Source organism: Phycisphaerae bacterium, from assembly GCA_035275405.1.
Classification (GTDB): Bacteria; Planctomycetota; Phycisphaerae; order UBA1845; family UTPLA1; genus DATEMU01.
Window position 1 is genome coordinate 42,382 of record DATEMU010000017.1, and the last position, 21,047, is coordinate 63,428.

The window sequence follows — 21,047 nt, forward strand, 5'->3', positions numbered from 1 at the left end:
GGAAGTCAGAAGCATTGGCCTGCCGCGGCACGCGCTATTCAACGTTCGACGCCGGGCCCGTCACCGGCCGGTCTGGCCCCGAACGTTTGGCGCCTGCCGCGCAGGCACCCAGGTGGGAGAGGAGTGGTTGGAAGCATCGTGTGGCTCCAACGCGACCGGTCGGAAGGAAAATGCCATCGGGATTCGCGCGTGACAATGGCTCGCCCCGCGCAGAATCTCGATATAAGACGCTTTCCGGAAGGGGTGGGGGCCGGTCGCGAGAGCGTGGTTGCCGCAGGCTAAAGATACGGGGAGAGGCTTCGCGGACATCCACTGATAAAGGCCGTGGCGGACTAGCGGGTAGTTCGCCACGGCCGATTTTTTGAATTACGAATTACAAATGGCGAATAGCGAATTCGCTACCTGCGTAGCAGTTTGTCAAACGCCTCACGAGCCTTTTCCAGTTCCTCCGTGGGCCGATTTCCCGAAGTCCGCGTCAGAATCAGATCGCCGTCGAACCCCGCTTGGGCCAGGGCGGCCAGGAAACGCGGCGCGTCCAGGTGGCCCTCGCCGAAAGCCACTTCGTGGCCAGCGGCCTGCGGCGTGCCGGGCACGGCGTCCCGCGCCCGGACGAGTCGTACGCGACCGGCCAGGGTCTCCGCGATGGCGTGCGGGTCGTCGCCCTGCATGAGCATCGCCCCGCTGTCGCAGCAGGCCGCCAATTGCGGGCAGTTGATCTGTTCGAGCAGCGCCCGCAGCTCGGCGGTCGCTACCCCCATCGATTCGATCGTCACGAGAATTCCCTTGCGATCCGCATCGTCCGCCAGAATGGAGAGGGCTTCGCGCGTCCGCTCCGCGCCTTCCTCCGGCGCGACGTTCGCGACCGTCCCCAGCGTGGTCGACACGATGGGAACGCGGAGCGCCGCGGCGAGGTCCATGACCTTGCGCATCGACTCCAGCCGCCGCTCGCCCGCGAGACTGTCGGAATAGGCGCCGCCACCCGCCGGTCCGCGCAGGCTGGAGAGTCGCAGGCCGAGGTCGGAGAGATGTTTGAGGAGATGGCGCCGGCCCGTTTGCGACAGCGCTTCCGGAGACAGGGGCCCGGCGACGGCCGACACGTCGATCGCCCGAAAGCCCATGCCGCGGGCGCGGTCCATCGCGGTCTTCGGCTCCAGCCGCAGATCGTCCAGACACACGGAGAGTTCGACGCGCTTCATTCCGGCCACCTGAGCAAATTTGGTCGTTTGTTTATAACCCGCGCGGCAATCGGGTACAATCCGCCGTGAAGCGGGTGCTTTCATAAACCTCAGGAGTCAACGAAATGAGCACGATGACCAAGTCCGTCCTGGCGATTGCGGCGATCTTCTCGACGGCGGCGCTGGCCGCCTGGGGAAACGATCCTCCGGCGGCGACCGTCGCCTTCAAGCCGGTCCAGCCGCTGGAAAAACTGATGGAGGGGCAGAAGAAGCTGCACGCGGAGATCAAGGATGCGATTCTCGACAAGGCCTGGGAGGAGGCGCAAGTCTCGGCGTGGCTCCTGGCGGAGATCGCCAACGTGAACCACTATCAAAAGCCCGATCCGGAGTTTCGCGCGCTGGCGACGAAGATGTCGGGCGAATGCGTCGAGCTGGCGAACCTGCTGGCCAAGCGCGACCAGAAGGGGGCGATGGAGCAATACACGCGGATCGGAAAGACCTGCGGAGCCTGCCACGAAAAATACGAGAAGAAAGAGTAAGTGAATTGATGACTTGGAGAGGGCAACCGAACGAAACCGCTGTGGATCAGCCGCGGGATTTGGCTTCGTTTTGCCGATCGACGAGTTGGGTGATTTCAGCGTCGGCGACGGGCACAAACGTGCCGCCGGTGGCCTTGGCGATGGGGGAGAGGTCCTGCTGGGCGGCGGGGCCGAGGGCGATGACGTGGACGACGGCGCTGGTCTGTTCGGCGCCCTGGGTGAGCACCTCCATCTGATCGGCGCTGACCGGCTTGGACAAGACCAGGAAGATCTCGTCGGCGTACCAGTTGGAGGCGACCGAGAGGGCCTTGCTGAGATCGGTTCGACCGCTGGCGAGCTGGCCGGTCAGGATGGCGCGGGCGCCTTCCAGATCGGTGGAGGGTTCGGCCGATTCCACGACGGTCTTTCCATCGCGCTCGACCGCCAACATGACGCCGAAGCGCTTCGTACCTTTTTCGATGGCCTCATTCACGGAGTTTGTCAGCGTTGCGACGTTGTCGATGTAGGCTGCCATCGTGGCATCGCCGTCCACGATATAACCGATGGTCTTGCCCGAATGCGGAATACCAAAGTAATGCGTGATCGGGTCCGCGGTGCGGAGGCTCTCTTTGGGGTCGACGGAATCAGGGGTCCAGGGATCGGCGACGACGAAAGTGGAGTCCACGTTGCCCGGATCCTGGGCCCTGCGCTGCGACCAGTCGGGAAGGCCCTGCAAGAGCGAAACTCCGGCTACGACGACGAGGCCCGAAACGATCGCGCTGGCGCGAATCCTGCTTGAAAGCCCGGACCAGGAGTATTTCGCAATTCGGGTCGTTGCCCCTTTTTGCGTGGCGGCGAGTCGAGGCGTTCGCTTTTCACTCGCCAAGGCAGGCCGCGTGGGTCTCGTTTGGGAAGTGTGGGAGGTCTGGGGCGCGATCGACGCGGGGACCGACATCAAGCGACGGCAATACTGGCACCGGCAGTGAGCGCCGAGAAACGCCGGATCGAGATGAAGATCTCGTCCGCATTGGCTGCACTTGACGTGAAGCGACATCGGGGATTTCTCCCGACGAAAAATCGTCCACCCTGGACCGCTGGCGACTACGACGAACCGCGCTTGTGCAAGCCACGGCAAGGTCGCCGAGTGAATAGACTCGCACGATCCATGCCAGGAACGGCAGTCGCCACTCAGATCATATCAGTCCAAATGCCAAATATACATGAAAACCGGGGTTCGTGTCCAGATTTCCGGCAAATTTATGTTAAAAAGATTGATATTCTGGGTCGCTGGGGGGCCGGGGGCGTGTGCGTAGATATTTGGCGTCCAATCCAGCGGCCGGCGGTAAATTATGGTATGAGCGGAAGTTATACCCGCTCGCTTCTTGGCGACCTCGATCGCATCGGTCAGGGTACCGATTCGATCGACGAGGCCGGATTCGAGGGCCTGCTGTGCGTTATAAACGCGCCCGTCTGCCAACCTGGCTACATCCGGACGTGACAAATTCGGCCGGCCGGCAGCGACCACGTCTACAAATTGTTGATAGAAGCCGTCCACCAGGCCCTGAAATAATTCCCGTTCGTTCGGCTTCATCGGCCGTAGAGGTGAGCCGGAGTCCTTGTAGGGCCCCGACTTGATCGCATCCGCGCCGATCCCCAACTTGTTCATCGTCTCCGTGAAGTCGACCATCTGCATGATGACGCCGATCGAGCCCGTGACCGACGTGCGCTGAGCGATGATCTCATCCGCCGCGCAGGCGAGATAGTACGCACCGCTGGCCGCCACATCCTGGAAATAAGCGACGACGGGTTTCTTCGTCCTGGCCTTGAAGGCCAGGACCTCCTGATACATCGAATCGCTCGCGGTCACCGATCCACCGGGGGAATTGATCCGAAGGACGATGGCTTTGACGCGTTTATCCTCGGCGGCGGATTCGAGTTTCTCCACCGCCAGGGCGACGGGATGCTCCCCCGAGCCGAAGAAAGATGGGGAATGTGCGTTCATGAGGATGCCGGAGACATCGATAATCGCAATTCGATTGCTCACCCATCCGGGGCTCTTGTGAACGATCTGCTCTTCCAGTGTTTGATCCGCCGGAATCGGCGTGATCTTGAAACCGCCGCTGGGCGCGCAGCCCACCGCGAATAACGACACAAGCGGAATCGTGGTTCTTAGAAATCCTACGTTCATGATCTGAATCCTCCGTGGAATGTTTCATTCGCGCCAAAGGTATCGCGGGGGAGCGTCATTGAGAAGCGCGGTTCGGTTTGCCGTATTCGCGATAATACCACTCGAACGCGTCGCGAATACCGCTGGCAAAGCGAATCCGCGGCTCCCAGCCCAAGAGCCGTTGTGTGAAGGAGCAATCGATCCGCTGGGGAAGGCCGGTCAGGGCGATCGACGAGCGGCGCATCACTACGGCGGTCGGTCCCTTGCGAATGAGATACTCGCCGACCCAACCGGCCGCAAAGGCCACGCTATACGGGACCGTTTTCTTGATCGGCGGCAGGCCGAAGCCGTCGGCCATGGCTGCAAAATATTCTCGCTGCGTGACCCGCTCGTTGGGGGCGGCGATGAGCGCCTTACCTGCCGCCTCGCCGCACGTTCCCGCCATTTCGATCGCCGCCGCCACGTCGCGAACGTCGATCAGGGCCAGCTCGTTCGTTCCATCCCCGACGATGGCCATGATCCCACTGGCCATGGCGGGCTCGAGATAGGTCTTCATCGTCCGGTTGCGGGGGCCGTAAAGATAGCCGAGCCGAACGATGACCCACTCCATCGGCGGCTTACAGAATTCGCGGACGACGGCCTCGGCGCGGTGTTTGGCCCGCGCGTAGATAAACCATTTCGGCGGCTGCGGCGACTCCGTGAACTCGTTGATCACACCGGCCGTCAGCAGATCGGGGTGATAGACGCCGCACGAACTGATCTGCACGAAACGTCGCACGCCGGCACTGCGGGCCGCGGCAAGGAGCCGCTCGGTCCCCGCGACGGTGGTGCGATGAAACTCCTCTTCGGTCCCGATGAACTCCACCCGGGCGGCGCAGTGATAGACGATTTCGCAATCGCGGCAGGCCGCCGCCAGCGAATCGGCATCGTCCAAATCGCCAGTGGCCGCGTTCGCGCCCAGACTCTCCACGAACTCGCGGCGGCTCCCCGCGCGGACCAGCGCGCGGACCTCGGCTCCCCGCGCGATCAGGCGCTCGATGAGATGACTGCCGACAAACCCGGTCCCACCGGTCACTAATACGCGCATCGGTTCGTTGATCCCTGGTCCAGCGTAGAGTTGAGAGTGTAACTCGACTGGACCGGATCCGCAGGTTGCCACTTTAGTAGAGAGGATTGATGACCAACCCCGTCGCCAGCTTGGGGAAAAAGTAGGTGGATTTCTGAGGCATCAGTTCGCCCGCCAGGCAGATCTCGCGCAGCTCATCCATCCGGGTGGCCGGCATCAGCGCGGCGATCCCCGCCTGGGCCCGCGCGTCGGCGATCGCTTCCTGCATGGTCTTGTGGTAGTGGATCGTCGGCGGTTTCCCCTTGCCGAACTTTGGCGTTAACAACTCGTCGACCAGGTACCGATGCCATATCGCGTAGGGCGACTTCCGCCAGGCCGGGTGCCGTTGGGGTTCGATGCCTGCGAGCACGTCCGCTTCCCGGGGCGCCACCACCGCACAGGCATCGCTCTTGGCGACGTACAGGGCGATCGCCTGGGGACCGGCCGCCGAAAGGAGCTTCGCCAGTTCATCCGCCGTTTGCGGCCGGGGAGACGGCGCCCAGGTGAAGGACCGCGACAGCTCGTCGCGCAGCATCGCCGCCGTGACGGCCGGGAGGTCCACGATCGTGCGAAAATAGGGCTGGATCGTTGCGCCGGGGTCCTCCATGGCGCAGAGCACCGCGAGGACGAAATTGAGCGGGTCCGTCGGCGTCAGTTCGCCGGTCTCCTCGATCTCCACGTCTCGATACATCAGCGCCGTCGAGTAGCGATGGTGCCCGTCCGCAATGAAGACGGGGCGATCCGCGAGTTTCGCGCGGACGTCGGCGATAACGCCGGGCTCCGTCACGACCCACAACTTGTTCTGCACCTCCTCCAGCACGGCGAATTGATCCGGCTCGCGGCCGGCGGCCCCCTCCAGCAGCGCCGCCACATCGTTCTTGTCATCCGGGTACAGCGCGAAAATCGGGCTGAGATTACACCGGGTTGCGATCGTGAGTTTCAGCCGGTCTTCCTTCGGTCCGCCAAAGGTCTGCTCATGGGCGAAGATCGAGCCGCTGCCAAACGGTTCCAAACGCAGCCGGGTGAAGAACATCCGCCGGGTCAGCGTTTTGGCGCCCAGCTTGTAGGTCTGGTGATAGACGTAAAGCGCCGGCTCAGTGTCCCGGACGAGGCAGCGGATATCCAGCCAACTGGTCATCTCCCCGGCCGCCCGCTGATAGACGACATCCGGCCCGGCCGACTTCGGCGGCACAAACGGCAGGTCAATGGCGACGATGTTGTGCTCATCCTTCGCCAGCAGCGCCTTCTTGTCCGCCTCGTTGAGGATGTCATACGGCGGGGCGACGAGCGCGCTGAGTTCCCGCTCGCTGTAACGGATCGCCGAAAACGGTTCGATGTGGGCCATGGGACTTCTCAACCGACCATGCACTCGCAGCAGGTGCGCGTATCATATTATCGGCGATCATCGATGAGTGCGCGACGAATCCCCGATCGACTTTCGATATTCCCACAAAGCGGCTATGGTTAGGAGGCGAATCTCCCGCCGGAAGCAACATGACCAGCGACTGGAACCTGCGAAAAGAACTCTGCGACATCGCCCGTCGGGTCTATGACCGCGGCCTCGTCGCCGGGACGGATGGGAACATCTCCGCCCGCCTGCACGGCGACCAGTTTCTCATCTCCCCCAGCGGTTCCTGCCTGGGAATGCTCGACCCCGGCGACTTTGTGCTCATCGATCCCGCCGGCCGCGTCATCACCGGTCGCGGCCGGCCCTCCAGCGAGCGCTGGATGCACATCGCCGCCTACGCCGAGCGGCCGGATGTCATGGCCGCCATCCACGCCCATCCGCCTGCCACCATCGCCTTCACCGTCGCCGGTCTGTCCATGTCGCAGTGCGCGCTGCCGGAGGTCATTCTTGCCTTCGGGCAAGTGCCGACGACGGCGTACGCCACGCCCGCGACGGAGGAAGGGGCCGTCGTGGTTCGCGATTTGATCAAACGCTTCGACGCGCTGGTGCTGGATCGCCACGGTTCGATCACGGTCGGAAAGTCGATCCGCGACGCCTTCTTCAAGCTGGAGAAACTGGAACACGGCTGCCACGTGATGCTGATGGCGAACCAACTTGGACAGACGAAGAGCCTTCCGCCCGAGGAAGTCGCCAAGCTCGGCGCCCTCCGGGAACAGATGGGCCTGGGCCGCGCCGACGATGTCGCCGGAAGCTGCGTCCCGCCGGGAACGCCGATCCCCCGGCTTCCACGCACCGGCGAAACGTATTGACTCGACTTCCGCGCTCAAAAATCGGTGGACGGTCCTTCAGCCTGATATAGAGTATGGGTATGAGCGCGATGCCGACACCCCGACCGATGCCCGCTTTGCCGAAGATCGCCGAGATGTGCCGGGCGATGCTTGCCCGCGACGAATCTTACGACGGCGTCTTTTTCATCGCCGTCAAGACGACGGGGATTTTCTGCCGGCCGGGCTGCCCGGCGCGGAAGCCGTTGCCCAAGAACGTTGAGTACTTCGGCTCCGCGCGCGAAGCCTTGTTAGCCGGCTATCGGCCTTGCAAACGATGTCGGCCTTTGGATGCGAACGGCTTGCCGCCGCCCTGGGTACGACGGCTGCTCGCCAAAGTGGACGCCAACCCGACCGGACGAATCAACGATCGCGATCTACGGGCGATTCAAATCGATCCTGCGCGGGCGCGGCGGTTCTTCAACAAGAACTATGGGATGACCTTTCAAGCCTATCAAAGGAGTCGAAGAATGGGACTCGCACTCGCCGAAGTCCGCCGCGGGGCGGACGCCACGACCATCGGCCTCAATCATGGTTACGAATCCACCAGCGGTTTTCGCGACGCCTTCGCCAAGATCTTCGGGGCCCCGCCCGGCAAGGCCCGCGCCGCCGATTGCATTGTCACGTCGTGGCTCACCAGCCCGATCGGCCCGCTGCTCGTCGGGGCGACGAGCGAGGGGCTGTGCCTTCTGGAGTTCACCGACCGCCGCGCGATTGAGAAGCAGATCGCAGTGCTTCGCCGCCGGGTGGATCGGCCCATCATCCCCGGCAAGAACGCACACCTCGCGCGCGTCGAAGATGAACTGGCCCGCTACTTCGATGGCAGGCTGACGCAGTTCAAAACGCCGCTGGTGATTTCCGGTTCGCCTTTTCAAGAGAAGGTCTGGCGCCGGCTGCTCGAAATCCCCTATGGCCGGACCTGTTCCTACGACGACATGGCCCGAGACATCGGCCGGCCTCTCGCCCGCCGCGCCGTCGGTCGGGCCAACGGTGACAATCGCATCGCCATTGTCATTCCCTGCCATCGGGTCATCCGCGCGGATGGGACGCTCAGCGGCTACGGTGGGGGGGTGTGGCGGAAGCAGTTCCTGCTCGATCTGGAGCGGCGGACGGGCGAACTTTCGCAGCGATGACTTGCGAGGCGCCTACGATGCCCGGTTGGGCACTTCGTTCCATTTAATGACCTTGGCGGGGTTCGATTCGGACACCGTCAGCATCTTGGGAATGACCGTCGAGCCGATCGTCGTGGACGTGCTCGCCGGGACGACCGTCTTCGTGAGGACGCCGCTGACGAAATGGACCTTGACCTGGTACGTGCTCGTCGGCGTGACGCCGCCGAAGTGCGCCCACTGCGGCTCGGTCCCGCCGAAGCCGCGGGCGACGCCGATATCGCGCCGCGCCAGCAGCGTCGTGCCGGCCGCGTTCCACAGTTCCACGCGCGTTCCGATAGCGGCCTTGTGGGTCTTGCCCGCTCCGTCGCCGACCGCCCGCACTTTGAGGTAGTTGCCATTGTTGACGCGGTTCTCCAGCAAGACGGCGTTGCCGCTTTCGCGCGTCACGCACAGGTCCAGATCGCCGTCGTTGTCGAAGTCGACGAATGAGCCGTCGATGAGCGCCCCTGTCAGCGTCGTCCCCTCCGCCGCCCGCGCAAATACGCCGCCTCCCTGGTACTGATACAGCAGCGGATTGCCGTCGGCGCCGACGATAAACAGGTCGAGATCGCCGTCGTTGTCATAATCGCCCCAGGCACAGCTTCGCGTGCCCGCGTGGTCTGGCGTGAAGTCTACGCCGGAGTTCAGCGCGAAACCCGCGGCCGTCGTCACGTTGGTAAATCCGCCGGTGCCAGCGACCCAGTCGCGATCGTTCCGCCAGAGATAGCCCGTATAGCCCTCCGCATTCCGCGCGCAATACAGGTCGAGGTCTCCGTCGTTGTCATAGTCACCCCAGGCCGAGCCGAACTTTGCCGACGCGCCGGTCGCGACCGAGATTCCGTGGGCATTCTCGGTGTACGTTCCGTCGCCGTCGGAGACAAACAGCTTGCCGGTGCCATAGTGGAAGAAGAAATCGACGTAGCCGTCGTTGTTCACGTCGCCGGACGAAACGTAGTCTCCGTCGCCATAATCGCCGCTGTCGTTCAGGCCGTCGGCGACATTGTTGGAGCCCGCCAGGGCCGGCGTCTCGCTGGCGGTGTGGCGGCCGATCCAGTTGCCGTTGGCACTGAACATGATTACGTCGCACCAGCCGTCGCCGTTGACGTCGGCCGCGGCAATGCCTTCATTGGTCGAAGGGTCGGGAAAACCCAGATCGCCGCCGTTGGAGAAGCTTCCCGATCCGTTATTCAGGCGGCAGCTCTCCGCGTCGTAACCCGCGGCCGCGCCCGTCCACAGGTCCATATCGCCGTCATTTTCGACGTCCAACAAGGCCCAATGCCGCCGGAAGTCGCCCAACAAGCTGCTCGTGAAGCTCGTGCCCGCACTGGTGCTGACCAGGAGCCGTGCGGTATTGCCGCTCAAAACGGCGTCGAGGTCGCCGTCGCCGTCCACATCCGCCCAGGCCACGCCGCCGCCGTAGTTGGTCGCGCTCGTGCTCGATTGGACCGCGAAACTCCTGGCCGAGGACACATCCAGGTAGCGTGCTGACTCCACGGACACGTTGTCGATGCCCCACGACTCGTCATTGAACCCGCCGCCCGATTCGTCCGTCAACGATCCGACGAAACTGATCGTGGACACCGTGGAATTGGCTGTGAAAACGACCTCGACCTTACGGTAGATCGCGTCCTTGGCCCCGGAGTCGAACCCGTAGTGGTCGGATTGATCGTAAACGTAGGGATAGCTCGCCCCGCTCGCCGGTGTCTCGTGCGTAAAGGTGTGGTTGAAGACATTGGTCGAGTTGACCGCGACTTGAAGAGCGTCCGGTCCGGACGTGCCATTGTTGCCGTTCCACGAGTCGATCGCGTAGAAGTCGAAGGACAGGCGATAGGTTTCGCCCACCGTCGTGTAGAGACCGAGATCTAGCGGGATCGTGCGGTGACGGCCGGCGAAATTCGAAAAGGTGGCATTGGAAGTTTGCGTAGGCCGCGACCACTCCGCCCCAACGGTCGCTTCGAAATCGGTGAAGTAGGGGATCGTCGCGCGGGCCGGAACTCGTTCCGCCGGCATCGCCATCATGAAAGGCTCCGTCGTCGATGAACCCCCCAGAGCACTGCTGAGCTGCTGGGTGGCGGACATGGACGATCCGTTCCAGCGAACCATTTCCAGGTCATTACCCGCGTCGGAAGCAGCAATAAAGATCTCGCCGGTACTGCCGCCCGTGCGGAGTTGAATGAAATTCGCCGCCTCGCCGATGTTTGTGCCGACTTGCTCGGAAGACCAACTGGAGCCGTTCCAAGTGCGATAACGAAGACTGGTTTGGGTGCCTTCCTGATAGACGATCAGCGCTTCACTGTTTCCCTTCTCGAAAGCCACGTCAAACCGGCGGCTGTCCGCGTCCACAAAATCGCTTTCTAATTGGGTGGGAGTTCCCCACGATGTGCCGTTCCATACGCAGACGTCGAGCGTCTTGGTACTCGACCATTTGTATATTCCGCTCCAGATTATCGTATTGCTGTTCGGATCGGAGGTCAGTCGAACCCACTGCGGCCACGTGACCAGTCCGGGGATCAATGTGTCCGCCGACCAGCTTGTCCCGTCCCAGATCCGATAGGCCGCGGTCGCCCCGGAGTTTCGGGTATACGCCACCATCGCCCGCCCCGAAAGGCTCTCATAAGCCACCGCGATATCTTCCTGGTCCTTCCATGAAAGCCCGGTGGACAGCGTAGCACCGCTACCCCAGGAACTGCCGTTCCAGACGAATGCATTCAGGTTTGAGTTGTTCTGCAAGGTCAGCAGGATGATCTGGTCACTCCCCGGCTTGGGATACAGCGCCAGGAATTTCATCGTGGTGTTCGTAGGCAGCGCCAAGGTCGACTCCGCGGACAATGTCGTCCCGTTGTAAGTCCGATACGCCACGACATTCGCGTTCGAATCCCAGTACGCGATCATGAGATCGCCCGAGGAGTTTTCGTAAGCCAGGTCGACCGACCGCTGATAGCCTGCGCCAACATTGACGCAGACCTCGGTCGGGCTCGTCCATGATGTCCCGTTGTGGAACATCACATTGATGTCTTTGTCCGAATCAACAGTCGCGCAGACCGATTCGTAGCGGATAGGACAGTTGCGGACCACCACCCACTCGGGGTTCGCGCCGACGGTCGTCATCGCCGTACCCGTGCCGGGACTCCAGGTGCCGCCCGACCACTGGGCAAAATACGGCTTGGTGTCGCCGCTATTCGAAAATACGACCAGCGGAATGGATTCGATGTCGGCGCGGGAGATCGTGGAAAGGCAGCATGAAACTGCAACGACAAGACCAACGAGACGAACAGATTTCAACATCATGCTACGCCCTCCACGGCGTTCCAGAGCCTCTTGCTGCCCGGCTCGTCGATATTTCCTGTTACTCCATCGGGGCCAACTCGTACGCCTCAACCCGCTCGTCGTCGATCCTCGCCAGTTCGCCCTCGGCGCCGGCCTCCATCGGGTCGGCAAACGGCTGTTGCTTCGGATCGCCGAGCGTCTGGGCCAGGCTGGCAAACTGCTCCTCTTGTTTGCGAAAGGCCTCCACGACGGCCGGATCGAACTGTTTGCCCGAATTCTGAAAGATGATTTGCGCCGCGTCGGCGTGGCGATACGCGGACTTATACGGCCGCTCCGTCGTCAGCGCGTCGTACACGTCGGCCAGCGCCACAATCCTCGCGGACAAAGGGATTTTTCCGGCTTTGAGCCGCTTCGGATAGCCCGTCCCGTCGTACCATTCGTGGTGCCCCGCGGCGATGTCTTGCGCCATGGCCAGGTAGTCCGCGCCCGGCACCCGGTTCCGCACGGATTGGATCGTCTCCACGCCGATATCGACGTGCTTCCGCATGATTGCCATCTCTTCCGGCGTCAGCCGCCGGTTCTTGAGCAGGATGCGATCGGGAATCCCCACCTTCCCGATGTCGTGAAGCGGCACCGCCCGGATCAAGTCGCTCAGGAATTGGTCGTCGATCTGGTTTTGAAATTCCACAAACGTGCGCAGCGTGCCGGCGAGCAGCAAGGAATACTGGGTCACGCGAACCAGGTGCTGCCCCGTGTTGTCGTCGCGATACTCCGCCAGCGTGCCCAGCGCCTCGACGACGGCGTCGCGGGCCTCGCGGCTCGCCTTGCGGCTCGCCAGGTCCGCCACGGCGGAAGCCGCCATGGTCGCGATCTGCCCAAGGTACTCCAGTTCCTGCTGGGTCAGGGGATGGTCTCCATCCCGTCCGCCGACGCAGACAACCCCATGCGCCTGCGCCTGAACGCTCAAGGGATAAAAAACCAGGGGCCATTCGGAAAACAGCGCGGCCACCGACCCGGCGCCCGCGGACTGGGCCTCCTCCACGCATCGCGCGATCGACACCTTGCGCCATTGAAAGGCCTTCGTTGTCGAGTCGCTCGTCAGCGGGATTTGAACCGTACCGGCCGCCGCCGCGTCCAATCCGACCGATCGCGCAACGCTCAGATGCGTCATGAGCCGGTCGGGCAGCAGCACGCACGCGGAGCGGGCACGGGTCAAATCCGTCACAATGGCGAGCGTGCGATCCAGGACGTCCTCGAGCGTGCGGGCCTGCGAGAGGCTTCGAGAATATGCGAAAAACTTCGAGACGCTGAGATTCTGCTCCGGGTGCTGAGGCTCAAGACGCGTGGCTAACTCACGCAATTCGTGCCGGTGCCTCACCCAGGATCGAATGCGCAGATCGAGAAGCTTGGCGTCCCCCGGCCGCTGCATGACATCGTCCGCGCCCGCCTCAACGATCGCGTCATGCGCGGGGGGGGCGTCGGGCCGTGTCACCAGTATCACGGGGATGCCGCGCGTCTCTTTTTTTGCGCGCAGCGCGCGAATCAGCGCCAAGCCACCCGCCCCGGTCGAGTCGTCGCTCGCCGCATCCAGCGACGCGCTGAGAACCATGACATCAAACCGGCCATCGCGCGCGGCGCACAAGACCTCCCCACGATTCGCCGCCGGAACCACATCCAGTCCCCGCCCCGTCAGCTCCGCGACCCACTCGTGGCGCGAAGTTGTCTCTTCGTCCGCAATCAGCACGCGGATTCTCGTGCGGTCTTCCCCGTCCGCCGCCCCGCCTCGAAACCGGTTGGCTTCCTTGCGCGCGACCGCCGGATCGGTCGGCTCGTTCTTCAGCGGGGCCGGCGAAGCGACCACGCGGTTGCGGCCGGTCCGCTTGGCGTCGTAAAGGCGCTCGTCGGCCACGTGCAGCAAATCCGCGGGAGTATCCATTTCCGCGGATCGCTCGGCCACGCCCAGACTGATGGTCACGTGCAGCGGCCGCTGCGCCGTTCCAAAGGTGTGTCCTTCTACGGCCCGGCGCACATGCTCCGCGCAGGCCACCGCCCCCTCGGCGCCGCCCTGGCGGCACAACACCAGAAACTCCTCGCCGCCCACCCGGCAGACCGTATCGAACATTCGCACGTTCTGCCGCATGACGCCGGCGACTTCCTTGAGCACCAGGTCGCCGGTCGCGTGGCCGTACCGGTCGTTGAAGCTTTTGAAATGGTCGATATCGACGAGGATGCAGGCCAGGTTCGAGCTGTGCAGGCTGTTGTCCGTCCACAACTGGCGAAGCTGTTCCAGGGCCTCGCGGCGGTTGGCGAGCCCGGTCAATTCATCTTTCGCCGCGATTTCGCTCTTGGCCAACAGGTCTCGGGACCGCTTCGCCACCTGCTCTTCCCGCAGCGAGCGTTCGCGTTCCAGTTGCTGCTCGTAATCTTTGATCGTCTCCTGCAAATCCGTGATCTGGCGCGTCGCGCTCTCGGCCCGGCCGATCACACGGTTGATCTCCACCGACAATTCCACGAGTTCGTGGTGGCCGCGAAAATGGACGCGGCGACCGGGCCCGCCGCGCGCCGCGGCCGCCGTCTGATCCTTGACGATCGTCAGCGGACGCGTGACGGCGCGGATGACGTAGCCGCCGAGCAGCACATAGGTCGTCAGCAGGGCCGCCGCCGTCCATGCAGGGTCCACGGCTTCGCGGTAAAAATACAGGCCGAGCCCGACCGCCAGACCCAGCGTCGGGATGCTGCAAAACGCGCAGAAGAGTTTGGCGCGGATCGTCAAACGAGGGCCCCCCAGACCTTGAACCCGGCGGACGCTCCCCGCCGCGACGCACAAGGCCGTATGTCTCATTTCGTCAAATATCCAATGCAGAATCGCTTGTGGCCAACCCCGACCAGCCTATCGGACGCTGGACTTGGGGTTCCCGGCCCGGCCGGCGGCTCCTTTTTTCTCTTGACCCCCACTCGGGGGTCCGATACACTACAGGGCTCGGCGTACTCCTCACGGGCATGTCCCCAGAACGCTCTCCCTCGGAGATTTGGGATCGCTGACGCCCGCCGCAAGGCAGGCTGTGCGGATGTCCATTAACGAGGTCCCGACCGAGCCGATGGGCGCTGCCCGCGAAAGTATCATGGAGTGTTTCGATCATGCGTACCGCCACGCAAACCAGGTGCCAGGAAGAGAATGATCCGATGAGCGCGTCGCCGCTATCCCGATTGCGAAACGTGGGCATCTCCGCCCATATCGACTCCGGCAAGACCACGTTGACGGAGCGAATGCTCTTTTACGCCGGCCGTATCCACAAGATCGAAGAGGTCAAAGGCGGCGGCGACGGCGCCACCATGGACCACATGGACCTCGAGCGCGAACGCGGCATCACCATCACCTCCGCCGCCACCCAGGTCGGCTGGGACGACGCTCTGATCAACGTCATCGACACCCCCGGCCACGTCGACTTCACCGTCGAAGTCGAACGCTCGCTACGCGTCCTGGACGGCGCGATTCTCGTTCTCTGCGGCGTCGCCGGCGTGCAGTCGCAATCCATCACCGTCGATCGCCAGATGAAGCGCTATCAGGTGCCCCGCATCTGCTTCATCAACAAGCTCGATCGCCAGGGCGCCGACCCTGTCAACGTCGTCAAGGGTCTCGAAGAAAAACTCGACCTCCGCACCGTCCAACTGCAATTGCCCATCGGACTGGGCAACGCCCTGGAAGGCATCATCGACCTGATCCGCATGAAGGCCGCCTACTTCGACGGCGCCAACGGCGAGAAGATCCGCTGGGAAGACATCCCCGCGGCGATGAAAGACGATGCCGTCAGCGCCCGCACCGGAATGCTCGATGCCCTCAGCCTCTACGACGACGAGCTTCTCTCCATCATGCTCGAAGAGAAGCCGGTCCCCGAGGAGTTGATCCACGCTATCGTCCGCCGCGGAACGATCGCCGGTCAGTTCGCCCCGGTCCTCATGGGCTCGGCTTACAAGAACAAGGGCGTCCAGCTTCTGCTCGACGCGATCGTTCGGTATCTGCCGTCGCCGCTGGATCGGGAGATCTTCGCCCTCGATCTTGACAACGATGAGGCCGAAGTGCCCCTCGAGGCCAATCCTGACGCTCCCCTGGTGTCCCTGGCGTTTAAGCTGGTCGACGAAACCTTCGGCCAGCTTACCTTCATGCGCGTCTATCAGGGCAAGATGCATCGCGGCGAACGCTACATCTGCTCCCGCACCCGCAAGCCCCAGCGCTTCAGCCGTATCGTCCGCATGCACGCCGACGAACGCGAAGACATCGACTCCGCCGCGGCGGGCGACATCGTCGCCGTCGTCGGTCTCGATTGCGTCTCCGGCGACACCTTCTGCGGCGAAGACGCCAACTACAGCCTGGAATCCATGCACATCATGGATCCCGTGATCTCGCTGGCCATCAGCCCCGCCAAGACCGCCGACCGCGACAAGTTCTCCAAGGCCCTCTCGCGCTTCTCAAAGGAAGACCCGACCTTCCACGTTTCGTCCGATCCGGAAACCGGCGACACGCTGATCTCCGGCATGGGCGAGTTGCACCTCGATATCTACTGCGAACGCATCCGCCGCGAATATAAGGTCGAGTTGACCGTCGGCCAGCCCAAGGTCAGTTACCGCGAAGCTCCGTCACGGGGCGTCGAATACAATTACAAGCACAAGAAGCAGACCGGCGGCGCCGGCCAGTACGCCCATGTCGTCGGCCGTCTGGAGCAACTGCCCGAGGACCATGAGAGCGGCTACGAGTTCGAGAACAAGGTCTTCGGCGGCCGCATCCCGACCGAGTACATCCCGTCCGTGGACAAGGGCTTTCACTCCATGCTCAACAAGGGGCCGCTCGCCGGTTATCCGATTACCGGCGTGAAGATGATTTTGGAGGACGGTTCTTCGCACGACGTGGACTCGTCCGACATGGCCTTCCAGATCTGCGCCCGCGATGCCTTTCGCGAGGCTTTTCTGAACAGCAAGCCGATCCTCCTCGAGCCGATCATGAAGGTCCAGGTCGAAACCCCCGCAGAATTCCAGGGCCCCATCATTGGCGACCTCTCCGCCCGACGCGGACTGGTCATGGGCTCGGAGGCCCGCGGCCCCCTGACTGTCATCGACGCTGAAGTGCCCTTGGCCCGCATGTTCGGCTATGCCACGGATGTCCGCTCCTTTTCGCAGGGCAAGGCCAGCTTTACGATGGAGTTCCTGAAGTACAAGCGCGTCCCCGCCGCGATCCAGGTGGAAATCGTCGAGGCGGCGGCGAAGAAGAAAAAATAGCGAATTCGGAATAGAGAATAGCGAAAACGGAATACCAGACGCCGCTCTTCTTTCGCTATTCGCTATTCGCCATTCTTGATTCAATCCGGAGGATTGCCCCCATGCACGAACGTTTCAGCGACCGCGCCCGCCGCGCTTTGGCCCTCGCCAACCAGGAAGCCATCCGCCTTCATCACGAATCCCTGTCCCCCCTCCACATCCTGCTCGGCATCCTGGCCGCCGGGTCCGGCGTGGCCATCGTCGCCCTGCGCAACCGTGACATTGATCCGGAAGCCCTCAAGGACGAGCTGAATCGCAAGTCCGAGCCCGGAACGCGGGAACTGCAGCAGACCAAGATGGCCCAGAGCGCCGACACCCGCCAGGTCATTCAGTACGCCATCGACGAGGCCCGAAAGCTCGGCCATCGCTACGTCGGCACCGAACACCTGCTGATGGGAATTCTCCGTGAAGGCCGCACCCCCGCCGCGCAGTCCATCATCCAGCGCGGCGTCAAACTCGAAGTCCTCCGCGAGGAAATCCTCACCCTTCTGCGCTCCAGCACCAGCGAAGACCACGCCCGCGCCGGCACCGGTCACGACGGTCTGGAATGGGTCCACCAGCAGGAACTCGCCAAGGCCTTCCGCTCGCCGAACTTCTGGCACCGCCTGATCCTCGCGGTCGATTCCGCCAACCGCCTCGGCCACGGCGAGATCAAAGATGAGCACCTCTTGCTCGCCCTCCTCCGCGAACCCGACAGCTTCGTCGCCCAGATGCTCGCCGAAAAGGGAGTGACGGTAGACTGGGTCCGCGACCGCATCACCCGCGCCGCGGCGCTGTAGCGGAGCATGGGCCTTTGGCCCGTGCGGCACCGGCCGTGGAAAGGGAATCCTCCCGCTTAGTGACGGCCCACGTCGCGCTTTGGTACAATCCGTGCCATGAATCTCAAGGAAGCGCTGGCGAAACTCGAATCGATGGGCGATGAGGGGCGGCGGGCACACAACGCCAAGCCCTGGCCCGGAAACCCCGCGGGCGCGCCTAAGTTCAAGCAGTTCGGCTGCGCGATGGGCGATATTCGCACGCTGGCGAAGAAGATCAAGACCGATCACGCGCTGGCGCTGGAACTCTGGAAGACCGGCAACATCGATGCGCAACTGCTGGCGATCCTCATCATGAAGCCGAAGGAACTCTCGGCGAAGGAACTGGACAAATTGGTCCGCACGGCCAGGTTCGCATGGGTGGCGGACTGGTTCAACGCGTACATCGTCAAGGAACAGTGCTTTGCCGACAAGGAGACGCTTCGCATCAAGTGGATGGAGGATAAGGATGGGTGGGCGGCCCGCGCGGGCTGGAACCTCACCGCGAGTCGGATCAACAAGGGGGGCAAGGATGCTAAAGGACTTGACTTGCCGGCGCTGCTGGTTCGCATCGAGAAGGAGATGCCCAAGGCCAAGCCGGAAGTGCAGTGGACGATGAACAACACGCTCATGGCCATCGGCATCCACCACGCCGCGCACCGCAAGCGCGCGATCGCCATTGGCGAGAGGCTCGGCCTGTACAAGGATTGGCCGGTGTCGAAGGGCTGCACGCCGCCGTATGCGCCAATCGCGATCAACGAGATGGTGAAACGGCAGGGGTGAAGGCCGCGGCAAAAACGCATTTGACCCCTATCGCACGTAATGCCACCTCAAGGTCTCAATCCCGGTGAACGAGTAGTCGAGCTTGCCGGACTCGCTATTTCGGTAGCAGTTGCGACCGGCGCGGTTAGCGGCGCGTGGATTCTTTGGCTCATCAAGAAGAGTTGGTTGGTTTCTGCGGGGTCGCTCATCGCTGGCGGAGTCATCGGGTTTTGCGCCGGACAGTTGTTCGCTCGTATTCTTTACAAGACCGGCGAAAACACAATGGTTGTGAAGGTCGGCAGCACATCATTGTCGTCCACCATTACTGCAGGTTTGACCGGGGGTGTCGTTACCGGCGTTGTGATTGCTCTTCTCGCGATGCTGATTTTCAGCGCAACAAATCAGGCGTCAACCTTGTTCGGAGTTGCCATCGGCAGCGGCGTGGTCCTCGGCGTACTTTTCGCCTGCTTGAGTTCATTACTATGAGGTTTTTTGTAACGGGCGTCGAGGTCATCGTCGTCGCTGAGTGAACGCAATGGCCAAGAGGGCATCGAAAAATATGCGCCGCGTCGCACCCACCAAATGGGTCGCGTTTCACATCCAACTTGTCGACAGGCTCCGGTCAGCCGTGCCGGCAGAGCGATATCAGGCGGCCCTTGAACTGCAGGACTTCATAGAAGAAGCCAAGGCGACGCTTTGGCGTTCAATACGGAAGCGGTCAAATCGAAACCATCGCGGGATACTTGTCCGATCGCTTCAATGGTTCGATTGTTCCGAAGACTCTGATGCTCTGGTCGATCTGGTTCTCAATGACAATTACGAAGTGCAGTGTCACGCCCTCCAGATTCTCCAAGATCAATCCTTCTGCGTGAAGAAGAGTCAGTTGATTGCCGCACGGCGGCTGATCCGCGCACTACGACCACGCGACAACCTTTCCGCGTCAGATCTTCGTTGTCTTCGATCCGAGTTTGAGTCTGCATTGGACCGGATCAAGCGAGGATCTCGCAGTTCAGAGTGATCACAATGATCAAGATGAGGTCCATCATTCGCGATCGCGGCAATTCCAAAACTGTCTCAAAACTCCCTTTCAGTGCAACAATCTTGCGAGCCCATCGCGGCGGCGTCTGGATTCCTCCAACTCGCGTCGTTATGATTAGCGTCGCGTAATTATCTCGCCAATAGTAAGGAGCACCAACAATGAAGAATTCTCTCAAGCTCCAGCCCATCGAATTGCTCGCCCTGGCATTGGTCGCCTGCACCCTGCTCGCCGTGCTCACCCCCGGCCTGTTTGCCCACCCGCACGGGCACCCCGGCGAGTTGGTCACCCAATGCGCCGCCCACCTGCGGGGCATCGGACAGGCCATGTACATCTACGCCCAGGATGATCCCGGGGTCTTCCCCGCCCTCGCCCTCGTCCGCACCGAAAACGACGGCCTGATGCAGATCTTCGATCCGCTCGACCGCGTCGCCGAGCCCTCCACCACCGGTATCCCCTCGCCCACCGTCGATATGTGGGCGCTCGTTCGCATCATGAATGTGGCACCTGAGACTTTCATCTGCCCGTTCACGGCGGACGAGCCCGACCCGGCGCCGCCGTTCGTGCAGGACTATTATGATTTTCTTGGCCCGAAGAACCTCAGCTACGCTTATCAATATCAGCACGACCCCAACCGGCCGATCATTGGGACCTCGTCCGAGCCGACTTTCCCTTTAATGGCCGATGCGAATCCGTACATCAAGGGCGGCGTCCAGTCCGACCTTCTCCAGGATCGCCTGTCGAAAAAGGCGGGCAATTCCGACAATCACAAGCATCGCAGGGATGGTCAGAACGTACTCTATCAGGACTCGCACGTGGATCTCGAAGCCAGCCCGGCCGTCGGTCTCTTCGGCATGACCGATCCCTCGCTCGATTCCTACTACGACAACATCTACACCGTCCACGAGGATGGCGGCCTGGTCGACCCCGGCATCGCTGCCCCGACGCCCGAGTGGTGCAACCTGGGCAGCAGGTCGGACGCGTGCCTGGTGCCGTGAGCGTCTGGCCGTTGTCGATGGAAGATGCGCGAGTCGGCGGGGGCGATTGTTCGGGTGAAGATCAATGAACTGATCTGGCCGCATCTGTTGGTACAGCGCGCGAAATCTCACGGGGCCCATTCCGGTCTATTATGCACACGGGCAGACGGATGCTGGTCGGACTCTGGCCTGCGTCATTATGGTTATCCCTGATGGAAAGGGACCGAAATCCATTTTTTTACAGGGAGCGCTGAGCAAGAATAGGTCTATGAGGATACGTGGCAGAGGACAATAGTGGCGGAGAACCCGCCGCCTCCTGCAGCTCACGGCATTAGGCTCATTGCTAATGGCTTGTGGGATCGGAGATTCCACGCTCATGCGTCGAGAATTAGAGAAATTCAACTTTGTCAGCCTAAGAGTCCCTAAAAGTACCCATTCTTTAATCGTCGCCAACAGATCAAGGCGCAGCCCAGTGTGAGAAATGCCGTATGGATGTCAGCGCGACGATCATAGCGAATTCGAAGGCGTCGGAATTGGCGCAGCCAACTGATCG

At 62.3% G+C, this 21,047-nt stretch carries 17 protein-coding genes; 9 read left to right on the plus strand and 8 right to left on the minus strand.

Features of this window, described 5'->3' with window-relative positions; translation table 11 throughout:
• Positions 1 to 398: 398 nt before the first annotated feature.
• Entirely contained in the window at positions 399 to 1,196 is a 798-nt protein-coding gene (locus tag VJZ71_21425; protein HKQ50646.1) for a sugar phosphate isomerase/epimerase family protein, read from the minus strand.
• Positions 1,197 to 1,300: 104 nt separating this feature from the next.
• On the opposite strand from VJZ71_21425, the gene VJZ71_21430 reads away from it, so the two are divergent.
• Positions 1,301 to 1,714 carry a cytochrome c gene (locus VJZ71_21430; GenBank protein HKQ50647.1) on the plus strand — a complete coding sequence of 138 codons (414 nt, stop codon included), beginning with the start codon at positions 1,301 to 1,303 and terminating at the stop codon, positions 1,712 to 1,714.
• A 46-nt stretch (positions 1,715 to 1,760) separates the two neighbouring features.
• On the opposite strand, the gene VJZ71_21435 is transcribed toward VJZ71_21430, so the two are convergent.
• Positions 1,761 to 2,378, minus strand: a complete 618-nt coding sequence (locus VJZ71_21435; protein ID HKQ50648.1) for a hypothetical protein — start codon at positions 2,376 to 2,378, stop codon at positions 1,761 to 1,763.
• Between the two features lies 1 nt (position 2,379).
• Between VJZ71_21435 and VJZ71_21440 the strand changes: the two genes are divergently transcribed.
• A complete protein-coding gene (locus VJZ71_21440) occupies positions 2,380 to 2,679 on the plus strand; it encodes a hypothetical protein (protein ID HKQ50649.1) in 300 nt (99 codons plus the stop codon).
• 212 nt (positions 2,680 to 2,891) lie between these two features.
• Here the strand turns inward: VJZ71_21440 and sppA are convergent, their stop codons facing one another.
• The 3 genes from sppA to VJZ71_21455 form a co-directional block, all read right to left on the minus strand.
• Positions 2,892 to 3,881: a signal peptide peptidase SppA gene (gene sppA, locus VJZ71_21445; protein ID HKQ50650.1), complete on the minus strand. Its 990-nt coding sequence runs from the start codon at positions 3,879 to 3,881 to the stop codon at positions 2,892 to 2,894.
• A gap of 55 nt (positions 3,882 to 3,936) precedes the next feature.
• Positions 3,937 to 4,947 carry an NAD-dependent epimerase/dehydratase family protein gene (locus VJZ71_21450; protein HKQ50651.1) on the minus strand — a complete coding sequence of 337 codons (1,011 nt, stop codon included), beginning with the start codon at positions 4,945 to 4,947 and terminating at the stop codon, positions 3,937 to 3,939.
• A 73-nt stretch (positions 4,948 to 5,020) separates the two neighbouring features.
• Positions 5,021 to 6,310 (minus strand): DUF1015 domain-containing protein, encoded by a 1,290-nt coding sequence (locus tag VJZ71_21455; protein HKQ50652.1) that lies wholly within the window; start codon positions 6,308 to 6,310, stop codon positions 5,021 to 5,023.
• Between the two features lie 149 nt (positions 6,311 to 6,459).
• On the opposite strand from VJZ71_21455, the gene VJZ71_21460 reads away from it, so the two are divergent.
• Positions 6,460 to 7,182, plus strand: coding sequence for a class II aldolase/adducin family protein (locus tag VJZ71_21460; GenBank protein ID HKQ50653.1), 723 nt, complete (start codon positions 6,460 to 6,462; stop codon positions 7,180 to 7,182).
• A gap of 68 nt (positions 7,183 to 7,250) precedes the next feature.
• Complete coding sequence (locus VJZ71_21465) at positions 7,251 to 8,330, plus strand: methylated-DNA--[protein]-cysteine S-methyltransferase (protein ID HKQ50654.1); 1,080 nt, start codon at positions 7,251 to 7,253, stop codon at positions 8,328 to 8,330.
• Positions 8,331 to 8,342: 12 nt separating this feature from the next.
• On the opposite strand, the gene VJZ71_21470 is transcribed toward VJZ71_21465, so the two are convergent.
• The gene (locus tag VJZ71_21470; protein ID HKQ50655.1) at positions 8,343 to 11,636 is read right to left on the minus strand and encodes a VCBS repeat-containing protein; all 3,294 of its coding nucleotides are present in this window, start codon (positions 11,634 to 11,636) and stop codon (positions 8,343 to 8,345) included.
• Between the two features lie 58 nt (positions 11,637 to 11,694).
• On the minus strand, positions 11,695 to 14,457 hold the full coding sequence (locus VJZ71_21475) for a diguanylate cyclase (GenBank protein HKQ50656.1): 2,763 nt from the start codon (positions 14,455 to 14,457) through the stop codon (positions 11,695 to 11,697).
• 341 nt (positions 14,458 to 14,798) lie between these two features.
• Here VJZ71_21475 and fusA point away from each other — a divergent pair, with 341 nt between their 5' ends.
• The 5 genes from fusA (at position 14,799) to VJZ71_21500 (ending at position 20,515) form a co-directional block, all read left to right on the plus strand.
• Positions 14,799 to 16,886: an elongation factor G gene (gene fusA / locus VJZ71_21480; protein ID HKQ50657.1), complete on the plus strand. Its 2,088-nt coding sequence runs from the start codon at positions 14,799 to 14,801 to the stop codon at positions 16,884 to 16,886.
• A 101-nt stretch (positions 16,887 to 16,987) separates the two neighbouring features.
• Positions 16,988 to 17,704 (plus strand): Clp protease N-terminal domain-containing protein, encoded by a 717-nt coding sequence (locus tag VJZ71_21485; protein HKQ50658.1) that lies wholly within the window; start codon positions 16,988 to 16,990, stop codon positions 17,702 to 17,704.
• Between the two features lie 96 nt (positions 17,705 to 17,800).
• Positions 17,801 to 18,502, plus strand: a complete 702-nt coding sequence (locus VJZ71_21490) for a DNA alkylation repair protein (GenBank protein ID HKQ50659.1) — start codon at positions 17,801 to 17,803, stop codon at positions 18,500 to 18,502.
• A gap of 39 nt (positions 18,503 to 18,541) precedes the next feature.
• Entirely contained in the window at positions 18,542 to 18,967 is a 426-nt protein-coding gene (locus tag VJZ71_21495) for a hypothetical protein (protein HKQ50660.1), read from the plus strand.
• 711 nt (positions 18,968 to 19,678) lie between these two features.
• Entirely contained in the window at positions 19,679 to 20,515 is an 837-nt protein-coding gene (locus tag VJZ71_21500) for a hypothetical protein (protein ID HKQ50661.1), read from the plus strand.
• A gap of 401 nt (positions 20,516 to 20,916) precedes the next feature.
• On the opposite strand, the gene VJZ71_21505 is transcribed toward VJZ71_21500, so the two are convergent.
• The coding region (locus VJZ71_21505; GenBank protein HKQ50662.1) for an IS5/IS1182 family transposase at positions 20,917 to 21,047 on the minus strand (131 nt) is incomplete at its 5' end.